Below are 17,450 nucleotides of genomic sequence, written 5' to 3'. Positions count from 1 at the left end.
CGCATGCCCGAGAGCCCGCACAGCGCAATCGCAACCCGGCCACTTCGCGCCACCGCGCGCGTTCTGGTCGGCGTCCTAGCCGGCCCCGATGCCGCTGCTATCGCCGTGCCGGAAACCTTCGCGCGCTGGCGGCGGCTTACGCCGCTGGCCACATGGGTGCCGATCGAGCTTCGCGAAACCAGCTATGCCGGCATCCTGAGCGGCGTTGCCGCCGCGCTCGACCGCACCGGCATGGCCCCGCGGCAGCTGATCCTGCTGGGCGAAGGACCGGTCGCACGGCGCATGCTCGAGCTGGCGCTGCGCGGCGAATTGCCCTGCGGCGGCATTGTCGCAATCGACGTCGCCTCCGACGCGCTGCCGTTTCCCGTGGTGCCGACGGTGACCGCCTTCCGGCTTGTCATTCGTCACGACGACGAAGCGCCGCAAGGCGGCTTGATCGACGCGTTGCGCGCCGCCGATCTCGACGCACGCATCATCAATCTCGACCTGACTGCCGGCCGCGGGGCCGAGGCGGCCGCGGCGAGCGCAACTGAGACCTTTGTTCTGGAGCTGGTTGCAACAATCGGCCGCCGGACAACCGATGGAGCTGGTGACCCATGACATCGAAAACTTTCAAGATCGTATGCGCGGGCCTGGTGGCCGCCGCCGCAATTGGCGCCGGCGCCTATGTCGTGTATCGGCTGGACGGCGCGACGCATGCGGCTCCTCAGGTGGCCGAGCCGCACACCGTCCAGTCCGCCGTCCCAGTGACGGCGGCGAAGGTGCTGCAACATGATGTGCCGATCGTGCTCGAGGGCCTCGGCACGGTGACCCCGATCAATACGGCCACCATCCGCACCCAGGTGCAGGGCACACTCGACAGCGTCGATTTCGTCGAGGGCAAGCAGGTGAAGCGCGGCGACGTGCTGGCCAGGATCGACCCACGGGTCTACGAGGCCCAGGTCGACCAGGCCGAGGCTGCGCTGGCGCGCGACGAGGCGAGCCTGAAGAACGCCAAGACGAACTTGGCGCGAACGCAGCCGCTCGCCAATCGCGGCTTTGCGACCCAGCAATTGCTCGACACCCAGGACTCGCAAGTCTCGCAAGACGAAGGCACGGTCGCGCTCGACAAGGCGGCGCTGGAAGCCGCGCAGACCCAATTGAGCTTTGCCACGATCACAGCGCCGTTCGACGGCGTCACCGGCATCCGCCGGATCGATCCCGGCAACATCGTGCACCCGACCGATACCAATGGGCTCGTGGTCCTCACCCAGCTGCAACCGATCGCGGTGATCTTCACGCTGCCGTCCGGCGAAATCCCCCGCGTGCAGCAGGCGCTGGCATCCGGCGACGCATCGGTCGACGTCTATGACGCCCAGAACAAGCATAAGCTCGACCACGGCAGCCTGATGCTGATCAACAACCAGGTCGACAGCTCGACCGGAACCGTACAACTGAAGGCATCGTTTCCCAATGCCGGCAACACGCTGTGGCCCGGCACTTTCGTCAACGTCCATCTGACGATCGCGGTTCGCCACAATGCGCTCACGACACCACTGACGGCGGTGCGACAGGGACCGGATGGCAGCTTCGCCTACACCGTCGACCCGCACAACGTCGTCAGCATCCGCAATGTCAGGACCGGGCAATCGCGCGACGGACAGGTCCTGATCGAGCAGGGCCTCGCGGCAAACGAGACCGTCGTGACCGCCGGTCAGTACCGGCTCAATCCGGGGACCACGGTCGAGATCGTACCCGAGGACAAGAAAGACCAGGTCCAGGACGCAACCACCGCAAGCGCAGGTATGTTGCCATGAACGTCTCCGCAGGTTTCATCCGCAAGCCCGTCGCCACTGCCTTTCTGGCCATCGCCATCGTGCTGGTCGGCATCATCGCCTTCGTGCGCCTGCCGGTCTCGGCGCTGCCGACGGTGGATACCCCGACCATCCAGGTCACCGCGCAATTGCCCGGCGCCGACCCGCAGACCATGGCCTCCTCGGTCGCGACACCGCTGGAGCGCCAGTTCGGGCAGATCGCGGGCCTGACCGGCATGAGCTCGAGCAGCGGACTCGGCAACACCCAGATCACGCTGCAATTCGCACTGAACCGCAGCGTCGATGCCGCCGCACAGGACGTGCAGACCGCGATCGATGCGGCATCGGGGCAATTGCCCAAGACCATGCCGTCGCCGCCGACCTTCCACAAGGTCAATCCGGCCGACGTGCCGGTGCTGCTGATCGCGCTGACGTCGGACACCGAGCCGCTGACCAAGGTCGACGACTATGCCGACAGCATCCTGGCGCAAAAATTGTCGCAAGTGCCGGGCGTCTCGCTCGTGACCATCGGCGGGATGCAGAAGCCGTCGATCCGGGTGCAGGTCAATCCGGCCAAGCTCGCCGCCGCCGGGCTCGATCTCGAGCAATTGCGCACCACGCTCGGCAACATCACTGTGAACCAGCCCAAGGGCGTGCTGTACGGCAGTCAGCAGGCCTATACGCTCGCGACCAACGACCAGGTGCTGACCGCAAACAAATATGACGACCTGATCATCGCCTATCGCAACGGCGCGCCGGTGCGGCTGCGCGACATCGGGCATGCCATCGTCGCCGCCGAGGATGTCACGCTGCATGGCTGGTACAACGACAAGCCTGCGGTCATCCTCGCGATCCAGCGTCAACCCGGCGCCAACGTGATCAGCACGGTCGACGGCATCAAGAAGCTGCTGCCGCAGCTGGTGTCGAGCCTGCCGTCCGACATCAAGGTTCAGATCGCCTCCGACCGCACGCAGACCATCCGCGCCAGCGTCGCCGACGTTCAGCTCACTTTGGTGCTGACCATCGCGCTGGTGGTCGGCGTGATTTTCCTGTTCCTGCGCAATCTGTGGGCGACCATCATCCCCGCGGTCTCGGTCCCGATCTCGCTGATCGGCACCTTCGGCGTGATGTATCTGCTCAACTACAGCCTCGACAATCTGTCGCTGATGGGTCTGTCGATCGCGGTCGGCTTCGTCGTCGACGACGCCATCGTCATGATCGAGAACATCTCGCGGCACATCGAGGAAGGTCTCTCGCCGATGCAGGCCGCGCTCAAGGGCGCCGGCGAAATTGGCTTCACGATCATTTCGATCTCGGTCTCGCTGATCGCGGTGTTCATTCCGCTGTTGCTGATGGGCGGCGTGATCGGCCGCATGTTTCAGGAATTCGCCGTCACGGTGTGCGTTTCGATCGTCGTGTCGGTGATCGTCTCGGTGACGCTGACGCCGATGATGTGCGCCTATCTGCTGTCGCCGCACCAGGGCACCGACGCCGGGACCATCTCGCGCGCGCTGGAACGCGGCTTCGTCGCGATCCAGGCGGCCTACGAGGCCATGCTTGCCAGAGCGTTGCGCTACAAGGCCACGACGCTGTCGATCATGCTGGCTAGTATTGCGGTGATCGGCCTGCTGTTCTTGGGCATCCCCAAGGGCTTCTTTCCGCAGCAGGACACCGGCATGATCACCGGCATCACGGAAGCTTCGGCCGACATCTCGCCGGCGCAGATGGCGACCCTGCAGCGCAGTGTCATAGACGTCATTTCCAAGCATCCCTCGGTTGCCAATGCGACCGGCTATATCGGACCCGGCGGCCCGACCGTGACCGAGAACAATGGCCGCCTATTCGTGCTGCTGAAGCCGCGAGCCGAGCGCAATGCGTCCGCCGATCAGGTGATCCGGCAGCTCGACACCGCGCTGCAGAAGATCAAGGGCATGTCGGTGTTCATGCAGGCGACGCAAGACATCAATCTCGCCAGCCGTCTGTCCAAGACGCAGTATCAGTTCACCCTCACCGACGTGAACCAGGACGAGCTCAATCTGTGGGCCGGCAAGCTGTATCAGAAGCTGAAGACGTTGCCGGAGCTGGCCGACGTCGCCACCGACCAGGCCAACGCCGCGCGTCAGCTCAAGCTGCAGATCGACCGCGACGCGGCCTCCCGGCTCGGCATCGATCCGGCCGCAGTCGACAACACGCTCTATGACTCATTCGGCCAGCGGCATGTCGCCCAGCTGTTCACGACGCTCAATACCTATTACGTGATCCTGGAGGTCGATCCGTCGTTCCAGCTCGGCCCCTACGCGTTGAACCATATCTATGTCCGCTCGTCCGCGGGGACGATGGTGCCCTTGAGCCAGATCGCGAGCATCGACTACGGCACGGCGCCGCTCTCCGTGAACCACCAGAGCCAGTTTCCGTCGGTGACGCTGAGCTTCAACGTTGCGCCCGGAACGGCGGTAGGGTCCGCGGTCGCGGCCGTGCAGAAGGCGACCGCCGAGTTGCATGTGCCGTCGACCGTGGTCACCAGCTTCCAGGGCAACGCGCAGGCGTTCCAGGCCGCGCTGGCGTCGACGCCGATCCTGATCCTCGCCGCGGTGGTCGCCGTCTATCTGATCCTTGGCATGCTCTACGAGAGCACGATCCATCCGGTCACGATCCTATCGACCCTGCCGTCCGCCGGGCTCGGCGCGCTGCTCGCGCTGTGGGCGTTCGGCTTCGGGCTCGACGTGATCGGGCTGATCGGCATCATCCTGCTGATCGGGATCGTGCAGAAGAACGGCATCATGCTGATCGATTTCGCGCTGCAGGCCGAGCGGCACCAGCATCTCTCCGCCGAACAGTCGATCTATCGGGCCTGCAAGGCGCGGTTCCGCCCGATCCTGATGACGACGATGTGTGCGATGCTCGGCGGCGTGCCGCTGATGATCGGCACCGGCACCGGCTCGGAATTGCGCCAACCGCTCGGCTTCGCCATCGTCGGCGGGCTGATCGTCTCGCAGCTGATGACGCTGTTCACGACGCCGGTCGTGTACATCTATCTCGACAGGATCAGCCGGTCGTTAGGCAAGCTGCGCGCAACTGCGCGGAAGGCTGTGCCGCACGAGCCCGAGGCGGCTTCGTGACCCGCTCGTCTCAGCCCGCGCGGCGGCGCTGGCCGCGCCACCACAGGCCGAAAGCGACCGTGACCGCGGCGGCCAGCGAGAACCAGGTGATGGCGTATTGCATATGGTCGTCCTTGAGCCGCACCTTGAGCGGCCCGGGCTTCGGCGTGCTGCTGTCCGGCACCGGCGCCTCGAGGTCGATATAGAACGGCGCAACCTCCCCCCAACCGAGCGCTTGCGCCATCGCGCGATGATCGCGCACGAACCACAGCCGCTTCGCCGGATCTTCCTTCGGCGTCAGCCGGCCCGGCGGCTCGGGAAAGCGGATGTAGCCGGTGAGCTCGACAGGCATGCCCGTGACGAGGCGCCCAGTGACGCGATCCTCGAAGGCGCGGTCCTGCATCGTGTTCTGGACGAAGCCGGCGTTGACCACGACGGTCTCGCCGCTGGCGAGCTTGGCCGGCAGGAATGCCCAGGTGCCGGGGCCACTGACATCGTCGCGCACTGCGGAGCCGGAGCTGAACACCATCGCGTCGGGCAGCTTCGCATAGGTCGCGGTCAGGGTGACGCGGCGGAATTCGTCCCTTGCCGAGGTCAGCGTGGGCCATGCCGAGGGCGGCGGCAACGCGTCGGTCGGCGCGGCCAGCCGTGCATCGAGTGTGGCGATCAGCGCATGCTTCTCGACCCGGCGCTGCAATTGCCAAACGCCGAGGGCAATAAATACTGCGATCAGGATCAGCGTGAAAATGCCGAAGCCTGCCGCGCTCGGCCGAGGTGAACCTTTTGACGCGTTGTCCTGGCGCGAACCGGTGCCTGCTTCGCCGGGAAACGCCTTGTTCGTGGTCTCGTTCATTTCGGGTCGCGCTCGATCAACTGGCCTTCCGCGGCCTTGTGGTGGAATTGCAGCGCGATCAGCAGCGCCTTCATCGAGCGCAGCGGCAGGATCGTGGTCACCACGATCAACGGCAGCCACAGCGCCGCATGCACCCAGAACGGCGGCTGGTACTTCACCTCGACGATCAGCGCCGCCGCGACCACGATGGCGCCCGCCAGCATGATGATGAAGACCGCCGGTCCGTCACCGGCATCGATGAAGGCGAAGTCGAGGCCGCAGGCCTGGCAGCGCGGCGCCAGCGTCAGGAAGCCGGAATAGAGCTTGCCCCTGCCGCAGCGCGGGCAGCGGCAGGCAATGCCGCGTATCGCGCTCTCGGTCACAGTGGGTGGGGTGTCGGTCATCGGCTCTCTTCAAAAGCAGAGGGGGGCGGCCCATCGGCCGCCCCCTCTTAGCACGTCAGAGAGATTAGTGAGCGCCGTGTGCCATCGTCTCGGCGCCGTGGCCCCAGACGTAGATGCAGATGAACAGGAACAGCCAGACCACGTCGACGAAGTGCCAGTACCAGGCGGCGAACTCGAAACCGAGGTGCTGCTTCGGCGTGAAATGGCCGGCATAGGCGCGGATCAGGCAGACCAGCAGGAAGATGGTGCCGACCAGCACGTGGAAGCCGTGGAACCCGGTCGCCATGAAGAAGGTCGCGCCATAGACGTTGCCGCCGAACGAGAAGGTCGCATGGGCGTACTCATAGGCCTGCACGCAGGTGAAGCAGGCGCCGAGGATCACGGTCAGGATCAGGCCCTGCTTGAGGCCCTGGCGATCGTTTTCGAGCAGTGCATGGTGCGCCCAGGTGACGGTGGTGCCCGAGGTCAGGAGCAGCAGCGTGTTGAGCAGCGGCAAATGCCAGGGATCGAAGGTCTCGATGCCCTTCGGCGGCCAGGTGCCGGGCACCGAGCAGGCACCCATCGCCGTGCCGGGGCCGCAGCCGAACACCGCGTCGCGCGTGGCGTGCACCGCGTCGGCCGGGAACAGCGCCGAGTTGAAGAAGGCCCAGAACCAGGCGACGAAGAACATCACCTCGGAGGCAATGAACAGGATCATGCCGTAGCGGTGGCTGATCTGCACCACGCGGGTATGGTCGCCCTTGTACTGGGCTTCCTTGATCACGTCGCTCCACCAGCTCGCCATGGTGTAGAGCACGCCGATGGTGCCGATGCCGAACACGATCGGCGCGGCGGAGTACATGTGATGCATCCAGCCGATCGCGCCGAACGCCATGATGAAGGCCGAGATCGAGCCGACCACGGGCCACGGGCTCGGGTCGACGAGATGATAGTCGTGATGCTTGACTTGCGCCTCAGCCATTGCCGTCTCTCCATTCGCGTGCCGCTAGGCACGTCTTAATCTTAAAATTCCAATCTCATCAGCACGATCTTTTCGGAAAACCGGTCCCCACTTTTCCGGATCATGCTCTAGCCGCCCTTGCGCTGCTCCGCCTCGCCGGCTGCCACGGGCTTCGGCGTGGCGTCGCGCACGGGGAAGAAGGTGTAGGACAAAGTGATCGTCTTCAGCGTGTCGTTCTCGCTGTCCTTGGCCAGCGCCGGATCGACATAGAACACCACGGCCATCTCGCGCTTCTCGCCCGGGGCCATGGTCTGTTCAGTGAAGCAGAAGCAGTTGATCTTCTGGAAATAGGCGCCGACCGTCAGCGGCGCGACGTTGTAGGCGGCCTGGCCGGTGGTGGTGCGCGCCGACTGGTTGGTCACCGTGTAATAGACCGTGACCACCTGGCCGATCTTGACGTCGATCGTGGTCTGCTCGGCCTCGAACTTCCAGGGCAGGCCCGGCGCGACGTTGGAATCGAAGCTGACCGCAATGGTGCGCTCGAGCGGCGCATCCGAGGGCGCCGAGGTCGCGACCTGGGTGGTGCCGTTGAAGCCGGTGGTGCGGCAGAACCAGTTGTAGAACGGCACGGCGGCGTAGGACGCGCCGACCATCAGCACCACGACGAAACCGCAGATCGAGGCGACCAGCGCGTCGCGCGTCAGCATGCGGCGCGTGACCTTGGCGCCCTCGCTTTGCTGCGGTCCCTGGTTCGCCATCTCGCTCACAGCGGCCGCACCAGCACGGCTGGCCCCTTGACGAGGGTGACGGCAAAGAACAGCACGACCATGACGCCGAGCGCGAGCGCAATGGCGATCGAACGCTGGCGGCGGCTCTTGAGCTGCGCCTCTGTGAGGACGATGCCTTCTGGTTCGTTCTTGTCGTCCATTGCTATCCCGTGCGCCCCCATCTCGCCCCCCGGCGTCCCTACCCGATGATCACGGGCAGGATCGCGCGGACCACGACCTCGACGAGGAGGACGGCGAACAGCGCGAACAGATAAAGGATCGAGAAGGCAAACAGCCGGCGCGTGGCGCGGTTGGCCGCAACGCCTTCACGGCGGCGATAGACCTCGATGGCGAGCCACAGCATGCCGGCACCGAGCACCAACGAGGTGACGCCGTAGATCGCGTCGAAATACCCCAGCGGCCACGGCACAAAAGCGATCGCGACCAGCACGATGGTGTAGAGCAGGATCTGCAGCCGGGTCGCGTCGGGACCGGCGACCACCGGCAGCATCGGAATGCCGGCGCGCGCATAATCGTCGCTGCGGAACAGCGCCAGCGCCCAGAAATGCGGCGGGGTCCAGAAGAAGATGATCAGGAACAGCAGGATCGGTTCGACCGAGAGCGAGCCGGTCGCGGCGGCCCACGCCACCACCGGCGGCAGCGCGCCGGCGGCGCCGCCAATCACGATGTTCTGCGCGGTCCCAGCGCTTCAGCAGCATCGTGTAGATCACGGCGTAGAAGAAGATGGTGAATGCGAGCAGCGCGCCGGCCACCCAGTTGACCAGGATGCCGAGCGTCATCACCGAGAAGAAGGCGAGCGTCAGGCCGAAGGCGGCCGCCTCTGCCTGGGTGATCCGGCCGCGCGGGATCGGCCGGTTGGCGGTGCGCGACATCAGCGCGTCGACGTCGCCCTCATAGGCCATGTTGAGCGCGCCGGAGGCGCCGGCGCCGACCGCGATGCACAGGATCGAGGTGAACGCCAGCACCGGATGCACATGCACCGGGGCGATCATCAGGCCGACCAATGCGGTGAAGATCACCAGCGACATCACGCGCGGCTTCAGCAGTGCGATGTAGTCGCCCACTTCGGCCTCGGAGATCCGGGGCAACTCGATGGCGTTGTGATCGACAACCGACAAGATCAGGTCTCACTTCTCTCAAAAGGCGCGGCGCACCCTTAAAGGTGCGCCGCGTTGTCTTGGACTTACTGCACGCGGGGCAGCACTTCGAACTGGTGGAACGGCGGCGGCGAGGTCAGCGTCCACTCCAGGGTGGTCGCACCCGCGCCCCACGGATTGTTCGCGGCCTGCTCCTTGCGGACGAAGGCATCGATCACGCCGTAGATGAAGATCAGGACGCCGACGCCGGAGATGTAGGAGCCCCAGGAGGAGATCAGGTTCCAGCCGGCGAATGCGTCCGGATAGTCGACATAGCGGCGCGGCATGCCCGACAGGCCGAGGAAGTGCTGCGGGAAGAACACCAGGTTGACGCCGATGAAGGTGAACCAGAAGTGCGCCTTGGCGATCTTCTCCGAGTACATGTAGCCGAACATCTTCGGGAACCAGTAGTACCAGCCGGCGAAGATGCCGAACACGGCGCCGAGCGACAGCACGTAGTGGAAGTGCGCCACCACGTAATAGGTGTCCTGCAGCACGCGGTCGACGCCGGCATTGGCCAGCACGACGCCGGTGACGCCGCCGACGGTGAACAGGAAGATGAAGCCGATCGCCCAGATCATCGGCGCCTTGAACTCGATCGAGCCGCCCCACATCGTGGCGATCCACGAGAAGATCTTCACGCCGGTCGGCACCGCGATCACCATCGTGGCGGCGACGAAATAGGCCTGTGTCGCCGACGACATGCCGACGGTGTACATGTGGTGCGCCCACACCACGAAGCCGATGCCGCCGATCGCGACCATGGCGTAGGCCATGCCGAGATAGCCGAATACCGGCTTGCGCGAGAAGGTGGAGACGATCTGGCTGATCATGCCGAAGGCGGGCAGGATCAGGATGTACACTTCGGGGTGGCCGAAGAACCAGAACAGATGCTGGAACAGCACCGGGTCGCCGCCGCCGTCAGCCGCAAAGAAGGTGGTACCGAAATTGCGGTCGGTCAGCAGCATGGTGATCGCACCGGCGAGCACCGGCAGCGACAACAGCAGCAGGAACACGGTGACCAGGATCGACCACACGAACAGCGGCATCTTGTGCAGGGTCATGCCCGGCGCGCGCATGTTGAAGATCGTGGTGATGAAGTTGATGGCGCCGAGGATCGACGACGCACCGGCGAGATGCAGCGACAGGATCGCGAAGTCGACCGCCGGGCCAGGATGGCCCGAAGTCGACAGCGGTGCGTACATGGTCCAGCCGGCGCCGACGCCGTTGGCACCCGGCTCACCCTCGACGAAGGTCGACATCAGGAGCAGCGCGAACGAGGCCGGCAGCAGCCAGAACGAGATGTTGTTCATGCGCGGGAACGCCATGTCAGGCGCGCCGATCATCAGCGGCACCATCCAGTTGCCGAAGCCGCCGATCATCGCCGGCATGACCATGAAGAAGATCATGATCAGACCGTGCGAGGTCACGAACACGTTATAGGTGTGCGTCTCGTGGAATATCTGGACGCCCGGATACATCAACTCGGCACGGATCGCGATCGACATCGCCGCGCCGATGATGCCCGCGATCACCGCAAAGACCAGGTACATCGTACCGATGTCCTTGTGGTTCGTGGAGTAGAGATAACGCCGCCATCCGGTCGGATGGTGGGCGTGATCGTCATGTCCGTGATTTTGGGCGTGATCGTCGTGTGTCGCTGCGCCTGTCGCCATGTTCAAAATCCTGCCTTGCAGTCCCTCTCGGACCTTGCGGTCCCGTCGCCCTTATTCCATCCGCGCCGTAAGCCGTTCGGGCTTACTGCGCCGCCTGACCAGCCGAGGCGTAGGAATTCGCCGGGTTGGTCGCAAACTTCTTCTTCGCCCCTTCAACCCAGGTCGCGAATTCCTGGTCGCTGACGACCCGGACCGCGATCGGCATGAAGGCGTGGTCCTTGCCGCACAGTTCCGAGCACTGGCCGTAGAACACGCCGGTCTTGGTGGCCTTGAACCAACTCTCGTTGAGGCGGCCTGGGATCGAGTCGATCTTGACGCCGAACGCCGGCACCGCGAACGAGTGGATCACGTCGGCGCCGGTGGTCTGGATCCGGACCACCTTGTTGACCGGGACCACCATCTCGTTGTCGACGCCGAGCAGCCGCGGCTGCTTGTCCTTGTCGAGCAGCGAATCGAACTCGAACTTGCCGTTATCCGGGTAGGCATAGGACCAATACCACTGCTTGCCGGTGACCTTCACGGTGAGGTCCGGCTTCGGCACGTCGAGCTCCAGGAACAGCAGGCGGAACGACGGCACCGCGATGCCGACCAGGATCAGGACCGGGATCAGCGTCCAGGCCACCTCGATCAGGGTGTTGTGGGTGGTCTTGGAGGGGACCGGGTTGGCCCGAGCGTTGAACTTCACCACCACGATGATGAGCAGCGCCAGCACGAACAGGGTGATCAGGGTGATCAGCACCAGTAGGAAATTGTGAAACCAGATGATGTTTTCCATCACCGGGGTCGCGCCTTCCTGCAGCGTGTGCTCCCAGGGGGCCGGCTGCCCCATCTCGGCGAAGGCCGATCCCGCGGCGACCGACGCCACACCCGCTACCGCCAACCCCAGCAATTGCCTGCCCAACCGGCCAATCGACATCTTCATGCCGCTCGCGCTCCCTTGCATTATTCCCCAAAGCACCTCCGGCATGTGGCCGGCAATGCAGCACGATCCGCCCTGACAAACGGCCTTCCGGACATACCCGTCTCTGAGTCAAGGTGGGTACGGGAGCCAGATCGCTAGAACGCGTCGAAATCCAGCCTCTCAAACCATAATTCTCAGGCGCTCGCAATGCAGTAGTGGGACCGAAAGCCATGCGCCTGCGATGAACCTGCCGGTTGCGATTTTTCCCGCAAAATCAAGCGAAAGCCCTTGGACCAATTGTCCACCCTTCTTGACAGCGAGATTGCCCGATGTACCCACAGGCGGGTGCTCCACAGGAACCTGATTCGCTGCGGGTTGCCTCAATCCGGCGCGGGAATGGCTTCAAGATCGCCTTCAAGGCGCCGTCATTGCGGTATCAGTCGGCTCACGAGCACGATCCGGAACTGGGACAGCCGGTTTTGCGAAAAGATCATGCTCAAACAAAGAGATGAGATCACGATGCGATTTTTGAGGGCGCATCATGGTCGCGCGTGTGACCGGCGGCCGAACGGACGGCCGGACCGATCGAACATCAAAGGATCGACCCGGATGGGCGCTTCGAACATTCAGGCAAAAGGTTTGGCGATGAGCGGCTGGCTCTGTCGCCTCGTGATTGCAGCCTTCTGTCTCGGGATTTCCCTTGGGCTGCCCCAGCACGCGAACGCGCAGGGCGCGGTGCGTTCCGTCCATGGCGACTGGCAGATCCGCTGCGACACCCCGCCGGGCGCCCAATCCGAGCAATGCGCGCTGATCCAGAGCGTGGTCGCCGAAGACCGCTCCAATGCCGGCCTGACCGTGATCGTGCTGAAGACCGCCGACCAGAAGAGCCGCCTGATGCGCGTCGTCGCCCCGCTCGGCGTGCTCCTGCCCTCCGGTCTCGGCCTCAAGCTCGACAATCAGGACGTCGGCCGCGCCGGTTTTGTCAGATGCCTGCCCAATGGCTGCGTCGCCGAGGTCGTGATGGACGACAAGCTGCTCGGGCAGTTGAAGAACGCCAAGACGGCGACGTTCATTATCTTTGAGACCCCGGAAGAAGGTATCGGCTTTCCGCTCAGCCTGAACGGGCTGGCGGAGGGCTATGACAAGTTGCCCTAGGCAACTCACTTTGCTGCGTGTCAAGACGCACAAGCTCGTAGCCCGGATGGAGCGCAGCGCAATCCGGGCTACGCTAATCTCAGCGGACACCCGCATAATAATCGAATAGCCCGCCAGCCTCGGCGGACAGCCAGTCCGCTTCGCCCGTCATATAGCCCTCGACCTGTCCGGTGATGCCGATCAGAAACGAGATCGGCATGCCGTAGAGCGCGAATGGTGTGTCGACCTCGGCGGCATCGACGCGCGAGACGAGACCGCCGGGATCGTAGCCGATCGCAAGGCGGCGGAGCTTGAGCTGCTTGACGTAGTGCGGCACCAGCGCGCGGTTGCGATCGGTGCTGATCGAGACGACGGCGAGGTCGCTGCGGCCGCTGGCGGCGAGCCGGTCCAGCATCGGCAGTTCGGTGCGGCACGCCGCGCACCAGGTGGCCCAGAAGTTCACCAGCACGAGCTTTCCCTTGAACGCGGTGAGATCGAGCGCGCCGCCGGCGAGCAAGGGGATGGCAGCCGGCGGCACCGGGCGGGCGCCTTGCACGAGCGTGAACTGATGCCGGACGGTGCCGAATTGCGGCGGACCCGATGCTGCGCGCGCCGGCATCGCGAGCGAGGCGCCGGCGCCGACCAGGCCGGCGACCACGGCGCGACGCGTGGGAACGCGAACAGAAGTCATGACGGTTTTCTCCGCTTAGCTCGATGGCCGTTCACGAGCGGATGTAGGACCAGCCGGCTTCCTGCAATTCGATGATGTGACCGGGCCCGTTCGGCACCAGATCGACATTGTCGAGCAGCACCAGTGGATGCCCCTCGGCGCGCTCCATGCCGAGCTTGGTGGCCTCGCAGACCACGAAGCGGATGTCGGGCGTCAGCCCGCGCACCACCCGCAACATGTCCTTCACCGGCGAGGTATCGACGCGCAGCATGTGGACGCCGGCATTGTAGGCGACGACCTCGATCTCGAACGGCTCGTTGTGCTCCCGATAATATTTCGGGAGGTTGAGCGCGGTCGAGATCAGCGCCCGCATCACGGTCGGATCGTCCGAGTTGATCGGCAGGACCACGTGATGCACCCGCGGCTCGGGCTTCTTTGGCTCAGGCTTGGAGACTGCAGCGACCGAGCCGGTGAGCAGCAAGGTCACCGCGAACGGGACCGCGAAGGCCAGCACCAGCCCTGCGGTCAGCGTCAGGATGCGGCGCATCGCGGCCACCTCACGGCGCGCTCGCGAGCAGAGCGAACTGGCTGCGCTTGGCGTAGGCGACGATCACGCTCAAGGTCAGCAGCACCAGCGCCGGCACCGGCGAGCCGCCGATCACGAACAGATGGCTGATGGTGGCGCCGACCATGATGCAGCTCAGCAGCACGCCGCCGAAGGCTGCGACCGGAGGCAGCAGGATCAGGATGGCGCCGATGATCTCCAGCGATCCGGTGAAATAGCGGAACCACTGGCCGAGTCCGATATGCTCGAATTCCTCGACCAGCATCGGCATGCCATAGAACTTGGCGGCGCCCGCGGCGGCAAAGGCCAGAGCGAGCAATCCCCTGACGACCCAGAGGCTGACGGATTTCCAGCGCGACGGCGCCGCGGCAACAGCAACTGACATTAATAACTCCCAATCGTTCGAATCGCTGCGGCGATCCGCCCCTTCGGCGGCTGGCCCGCGGCTTCCGGTGCACTAAATTCGGGAGTAAGATGAAAAGAGCAAGTAGGATGCTTTTTGTGAGGTAGTATGAAAAAACTGACTAATGGGCCGGCCGAGCCTCCGGCGGCGTCCGGGCCCTGCAACGGCGACCTGTCGGCGCAATTTCATCGCGCACTGTCGGTGCTGGCCGGGAAATGGAAGGGCGACATCCTCTGGCAATTGGTCGACCGCAAACGCCGGTTTGGCGAGCTGCGGCAGTCGATCCCGGGCGTGACCCAGCACATGCTGACCACCCAGCTCCGCGATCTCGAAGCCAATGGCCTGGTCAAGCGCACCGTCTATCCCGAGGTGCCGCCGCGGGTGGAATATGAGATGACGCCGTCGGCCAAGGCGCTGAGGCCCGTCTTCGACGAGCTCTACCGCTGGGCACAGGAGCATGGCTTCCCGACCTCGACGGGCAGCACGGCGCAGCCGGCGGCATCGAACGATCAAGGCGAGCCAGAGGACCCGCCGCAGAAGGCGGGGCGGCGCTCACGGCGATGACGACAAGGTGAGGATGGCGTGGGGCTGCCGTGATCGCCGTCACGATCGCAGGCCCTCCCGGTTTGCCACCCAAAACACTATCTTGAGCAGTCGCCGTCCGGGCCTGAACCGGGGCCGGCGCAGGTTTCCGGGTTGTAAGATGAGTTTTGCGCTCGTCTCTGCTTCAATCGGCCCGAAATCCCTGTGTCCGGGTTCCCCACTGGCAATCAGTTGCGCTTCAGGCAAGGATGACACGGAACGCCCAAGGAATCGCACTGCGTCGGAGTGACCATGACCAATCCCGCCACGACCTCCCTGCTCGACCGCGCCAATCTGGACCGCGATGCCGTCCGCCGCGAGGTGTCGCGCGGCCTTGAAGGCGCTGACGACGGCGAGCTGTTCCTGGAGTTCGGGCAGACCGAGGCGCTGGTGTTCGACAATGGAAGGCTGAAGCAGGCGACCTACGACACCTCGCAGGGCTTTGGCCTGCGCGCCGTCAAGGACGACGCTGTCGGCTACGCGCATTCCTCCGACGTCTCGATTCCGGCGCTGATCCGCGCGGCCGACGCTGTCGCCGCCGTGCGCGGCGGTTATGCCGGCACGTTCGCCGCGGCGCCGGCCCACACCAACATCAAGCTCTACGGCGACGAGAACCCGCTGGACGGCCCGGCGTTCGAGGCAAAGGTCAAGCTGCTCGGCGAGATCGATGCCTATGTTCGGGACAAGGACCCGCGGGTGCGGCAGGTCTCGGCCAGCCTCACCGCGACCTGGCAGGTGGTGGAGATCCTGCGGCCCGACGGCGAGAGCTATCGCGACATCCGCCCGCTGGTGCGCGTCAACATCTCCGTGGTCGCCGGCCAGGGTGACCGCCAGGAGAGCGGCAGCAAGGGTTATGGCGGCCGTGAGGGCTATGCCCGCTTCATCGAGACCAAGGCCTGGCGCGACGCCGCCGACGGCGCGTTGCGCGAGGCGCTGGTCAATCTCGAATCGGTGCCGGCGCCCGCCGGCGAGATGGACGTGGTGTTAGGGGCCGGCTGGCCCGGTGTGATGCTGCATGAAGCGGTCGGCCACGGGCTCGAGGGCGATTTCAACCGCAAGCAGACGTCAGCCTTCGCCGGCCTGATGGGCCAGCAGGTCGCGGCCAAGGGCGTCACCGTGGTCGACGACGGCACCATGGCCTCGCGCCGCGGCTCGCTGTCGATCGACGACGAGGGCACGCCGACCAACCGCACCGTGCTGATCGAGGACGGCATCCTGGTCGGCTACATGCAGGATCGCCAGAACGCCCGGCTGATGGGCATGAAACCGACCGGCAACGGCAGGCGACAAAGCTATGCCCATGTGCCGATGCCGCGCATGACCAACACCTACATGCTGTCGGGCGACCGCGACCCGGCCGAGATCATCGCCTCGGTGAAGAACGGCATGTATGCCGCCAATTTCGGTGGCGGCCAGGTCGACATCACCTCGGGCAAATACGTGTTCCAGTGCACCGAGGCCTACAAGATCGAGAACGGCAAGCTCGGCGCGCCGCTGAAGGGCGCCATGCTGATCGGCAATGGACCGACCGATCTCCACAGGATCACCATGATCGGCAACGATCTTGCGCTGGATACGGGAATCGGCACTTGCGGCAAGAACGGCCAGGGTGTGCCGGTCGGCGTCGGCCAGCCGACGCTCAGGATGGAACGGATTACGGTCGGAGGAACGGGCTAGTGAGCAGCGGAAACGAAGTCGTGGCAGCCAAGCAAACCAGCTGGCGCGGGCAGGCCGTGCAACTGGCTGCGATCGTGGCCGTCGTATTCCTCGCCAAGGGCGCGATCGCCGAGCCGTTCTACGTGCCGTCGGGCTCGATGGAGCCGACGCTGTTGATCGGCGACGCGCTGGTCGCCTCGAAATTCCCCTATGGCTACGGCGCGGCGTCGCTGCCGATCCAGATCACGCTGCCGGAAACCGGCCGGGTGTTCGGCGAGACGCCGAAGCGCGGCGACGTCGTCGTGTTCCGCTGGCCGGGCGACCGCTCGCAGGCCTGGGTCAAGCGCGTGGTCGGACTGCCTGGTGATCGCATCCAGATGCGGCAGGGCCAGCTCTTCATCAACGATCATCCGGCGGCGCTGAAGCCCGATGGCACCGGCTTTGCCGAAGATGATCGCGGCGGCGGCGAGGACGCCTACCGTTACATCGAGACGCTGCCGAACGGCGTCAGCCACGCGATCTTCAAGATCCGCGACAACGGCCGGCTCGACAACACCGCCGAGGTGACGGTGCCGGAAGGCAAGCTGTTCGTGCTCGGCGACAACCGGGATAATTCCGCTGACAGCCGCGTGCCGGTGCGCGACGGCGGCGTCGGCCTGTTGCCGATCGACAATCTGATCGGCCGTGCCGATGCGGTGGTCGGTTCCTGGGACATGGGCATCCGCAGCCAGCCGGTCTGGACCTGGCTGTCCGGCTTCCGCCTCGCGCGCTTCTTCACCTCGGTGCAGTAGACGGACCCGTAGCCCGGATGGAGCGAAGCGCAATCCGGGGCAAGTCCCTCATCCTGCGAGAAACCCCGGATTGCGCTGCGC

General features: G+C 65.0%; 17 protein-coding genes and 1 pseudogene. 7 read left to right on the top strand and 11 right to left on the bottom strand.

Translation table 11 applies throughout. The features are described 5' to 3' along the window. The first annotated feature begins 3 nt into the window (after positions 1 to 3). From ACVINW_RS15070 to ACVINW_RS15060, 3 genes are read left to right on the top strand one after another with little or no spacing between them, the layout of a single operon-like run. Positions 4 to 600, top strand: a complete 597-nt coding sequence (locus tag ACVINW_RS15070; protein WP_456752027.1) for a hypothetical protein — start codon at positions 4 to 6, stop codon at positions 598 to 600. Continuing rightward, entirely contained in the window at positions 597 to 1,796 is a 1,200-nt protein-coding gene (locus ACVINW_RS15065) for an efflux RND transporter periplasmic adaptor subunit (RefSeq protein ID WP_456752026.1), read from the top strand. Before ACVINW_RS15070 ends, ACVINW_RS15065 begins: the two co-directional genes overlap by 4 nt. Further along, on the top strand, positions 1,793 to 4,912 hold the full coding sequence (locus ACVINW_RS15060) for an efflux RND transporter permease subunit (RefSeq protein WP_456752025.1): 3,120 nt from the start codon (positions 1,793 to 1,795) through the stop codon (positions 4,910 to 4,912). Before ACVINW_RS15065 ends, ACVINW_RS15060 begins: the two co-directional genes overlap by 4 nt. A gap of 10 nt (positions 4,913 to 4,922) precedes the next feature. Here ACVINW_RS15060 and ACVINW_RS15055 read toward each other — a convergent pair whose 3' ends face one another. The 8 genes and pseudogenes from ACVINW_RS15055 to coxB all read right to left on the bottom strand — a co-directional run bounded on the left by ACVINW_RS15055 (position 4,923) and on the right by coxB (position 11,589). Continuing rightward, complete coding sequence (locus tag ACVINW_RS15055) at positions 4,923 to 5,744, bottom strand: SURF1 family protein (protein ID WP_456752024.1); 822 nt, start codon at positions 5,742 to 5,744, stop codon at positions 4,923 to 4,925. After that, complete coding sequence (locus ACVINW_RS15050; protein ID WP_456752023.1) at positions 5,741 to 6,127, bottom strand: DUF983 domain-containing protein; 387 nt, start codon at positions 6,125 to 6,127, stop codon at positions 5,741 to 5,743. Before ACVINW_RS15050 ends, ACVINW_RS15055 begins: the two co-directional genes overlap by 4 nt. A 64-nt stretch (positions 6,128 to 6,191) precedes the next feature. Next, positions 6,192 to 7,088, bottom strand: a complete 897-nt coding sequence (locus ACVINW_RS15045) for a cytochrome c oxidase subunit 3 (protein ID WP_456752022.1) — start codon at positions 7,086 to 7,088, stop codon at positions 6,192 to 6,194. Positions 7,089 to 7,195: 107 nt separating this feature from the next. Beyond that, on the bottom strand, positions 7,196 to 7,825 hold the full coding sequence (locus ACVINW_RS15040; RefSeq protein WP_456752021.1) for a cytochrome c oxidase assembly protein: 630 nt from the start codon (positions 7,823 to 7,825) through the stop codon (positions 7,196 to 7,198). Between the two features lie 5 nt (positions 7,826 to 7,830). Continuing rightward, a complete protein-coding gene (locus ACVINW_RS15035) occupies positions 7,831 to 7,995 on the bottom strand; it encodes a CoxF protein (RefSeq protein ID WP_212012421.1) in 165 nt (54 codons plus the stop codon). 38 nt (positions 7,996 to 8,033) lie between these two features. Continuing rightward, a pseudogene (locus ACVINW_RS15030) lies at positions 8,034 to 8,973 on the bottom strand (heme o synthase). Positions 8,974 to 9,038: 65 nt separating this feature from the next. Next, positions 9,039 to 10,667, bottom strand: a complete 1,629-nt coding sequence (ctaD, locus tag ACVINW_RS15025; protein WP_456752020.1) for a cytochrome c oxidase subunit I — start codon at positions 10,665 to 10,667, stop codon at positions 9,039 to 9,041. 82 nt (positions 10,668 to 10,749) lie between these two features. Then, complete coding sequence (gene coxB / locus ACVINW_RS15020; RefSeq protein WP_456752019.1) at positions 10,750 to 11,589, bottom strand: cytochrome c oxidase subunit II; 840 nt, start codon at positions 11,587 to 11,589, stop codon at positions 10,750 to 10,752. Between the two features lie 588 nt (positions 11,590 to 12,177). Here coxB and ACVINW_RS15015 point away from each other — a divergent pair. Next, complete coding sequence (locus ACVINW_RS15015) at positions 12,178 to 12,723, top strand: invasion associated locus B family protein (RefSeq protein ID WP_456752018.1); 546 nt, start codon at positions 12,178 to 12,180, stop codon at positions 12,721 to 12,723. Positions 12,724 to 12,802: 79 nt separating this feature from the next. On the opposite strand, the gene ACVINW_RS15010 is transcribed toward ACVINW_RS15015, so the two are convergent. From ACVINW_RS15010 to ACVINW_RS15000, 3 genes are read right to left on the bottom strand one after another with little or no spacing between them, the layout of a single operon-like run. Beyond that, positions 12,803 to 13,393 carry a redoxin domain-containing protein gene (locus ACVINW_RS15010; protein ID WP_456752017.1) on the bottom strand — a complete coding sequence of 197 codons (591 nt, stop codon included), beginning with the start codon at positions 13,391 to 13,393 and terminating at the stop codon, positions 12,803 to 12,805. 31 nt (positions 13,394 to 13,424) lie between these two features. Further along, positions 13,425 to 13,919, bottom strand: a complete 495-nt coding sequence (locus tag ACVINW_RS15005; RefSeq protein ID WP_456752016.1) for a DsrE family protein — start codon at positions 13,917 to 13,919, stop codon at positions 13,425 to 13,427. 10 nt (positions 13,920 to 13,929) lie between these two features. Continuing rightward, on the bottom strand, positions 13,930 to 14,322 hold the full coding sequence (locus ACVINW_RS15000) for a DoxX family protein (protein ID WP_456752015.1): 393 nt from the start codon (positions 14,320 to 14,322) through the stop codon (positions 13,930 to 13,932). A 126-nt stretch (positions 14,323 to 14,448) separates the two neighbouring features. Here ACVINW_RS15000 and ACVINW_RS14995 point away from each other — a divergent pair, with 126 nt between their 5' ends. From ACVINW_RS14995 to lepB, 3 genes are all read left to right on the top strand, one after another. Continuing rightward, positions 14,449 to 14,904, top strand: a complete 456-nt coding sequence (locus ACVINW_RS14995; RefSeq protein ID WP_456752014.1) for a winged helix-turn-helix transcriptional regulator — start codon at positions 14,449 to 14,451, stop codon at positions 14,902 to 14,904. A 270-nt stretch (positions 14,905 to 15,174) separates the two neighbouring features. After that, positions 15,175 to 16,599 (top strand): metalloprotease TldD, encoded by a 1,425-nt coding sequence (tldD, locus tag ACVINW_RS14990; protein WP_028334625.1) that lies wholly within the window; start codon positions 15,175 to 15,177, stop codon positions 16,597 to 16,599. Continuing rightward, positions 16,599 to 17,369, top strand: a complete 771-nt coding sequence (gene lepB / locus ACVINW_RS14985) for a signal peptidase I (protein WP_456752013.1) — start codon at positions 16,599 to 16,601, stop codon at positions 17,367 to 17,369. The genes tldD and lepB overlap by 1 nt, the downstream gene beginning before the upstream one ends. Positions 17,370 to 17,450 lie beyond the last annotated feature (81 nt).

The organism is Bradyrhizobium sp. USDA 4461 (assembly GCF_054055655.1).
Note: the sequence above shows the minus strand (reverse complement) of the source record. Positions and strands in the feature narration are given on the sequence as shown.

Bases quoted from the DNA above. Each gene is read 5' to 3' on its own strand.
- ACVINW_RS15070 (WP_456752027.1), top strand. From the start codon at position 4: ATGCCCGAGAGCCCGCACAGCGCAATCGCAACCCGGCCACTTCGCGCC.
- ACVINW_RS15065 (WP_456752026.1), top strand. From the start codon at position 597: ATGACATCGAAAACTTTCAAGATCGTATGCGCGGGCCTGGTGGCCGCC.
- ACVINW_RS15060 (WP_456752025.1), top strand. From the start codon at position 1,793: ATGAACGTCTCCGCAGGTTTCATCCGCAAGCCCGTCGCCACTGCCTTT.
- ACVINW_RS15055 (WP_456752024.1), bottom strand. From the start codon at position 5,744: ATGAACGAGACCACGAACAAGGCGTTTCCCGGCGAAGCAGGCACCGGT.
- ACVINW_RS15050 (WP_456752023.1), bottom strand. From the start codon at position 6,127: ATGACCGACACCCCACCCACTGTGACCGAGAGCGCGATACGCGGCATT.
- ACVINW_RS15045 (WP_456752022.1), bottom strand. From the start codon at position 7,088: ATGGCTGAGGCGCAAGTCAAGCATCACGACTATCATCTCGTCGACCCG.
- ACVINW_RS15040 (WP_456752021.1), bottom strand. From the start codon at position 7,825: ATGGCGAACCAGGGACCGCAGCAAAGCGAGGGCGCCAAGGTCACGCGC.
- ACVINW_RS15035 (WP_212012421.1), bottom strand. From the start codon at position 7,995: ATGGACGACAAGAACGAACCAGAAGGCATCGTCCTCACAGAGGCGCAG.
- ctaD (WP_456752020.1), bottom strand. From the start codon at position 10,667: ATGGCGACAGGCGCAGCGACACACGACGATCACGCCCAAAATCACGGA.
- coxB (WP_456752019.1), bottom strand. From the start codon at position 11,589: ATGAAGATGTCGATTGGCCGGTTGGGCAGGCAATTGCTGGGGTTGGCG.
- ACVINW_RS15015 (WP_456752018.1), top strand. From the start codon at position 12,178: ATGGGCGCTTCGAACATTCAGGCAAAAGGTTTGGCGATGAGCGGCTGG.
- ACVINW_RS15010 (WP_456752017.1), bottom strand. From the start codon at position 13,393: ATGACTTCTGTTCGCGTTCCCACGCGTCGCGCCGTGGTCGCCGGCCTG.
- ACVINW_RS15005 (WP_456752016.1), bottom strand. From the start codon at position 13,919: ATGCGCCGCATCCTGACGCTGACCGCAGGGCTGGTGCTGGCCTTCGCG.
- ACVINW_RS15000 (WP_456752015.1), bottom strand. From the start codon at position 14,322: ATGTCAGTTGCTGTTGCCGCGGCGCCGTCGCGCTGGAAATCCGTCAGC.
- ACVINW_RS14995 (WP_456752014.1), top strand. From the start codon at position 14,449: ATGAAAAAACTGACTAATGGGCCGGCCGAGCCTCCGGCGGCGTCCGGG.
- tldD (WP_028334625.1), top strand. From the start codon at position 15,175: ATGACCAATCCCGCCACGACCTCCCTGCTCGACCGCGCCAATCTGGAC.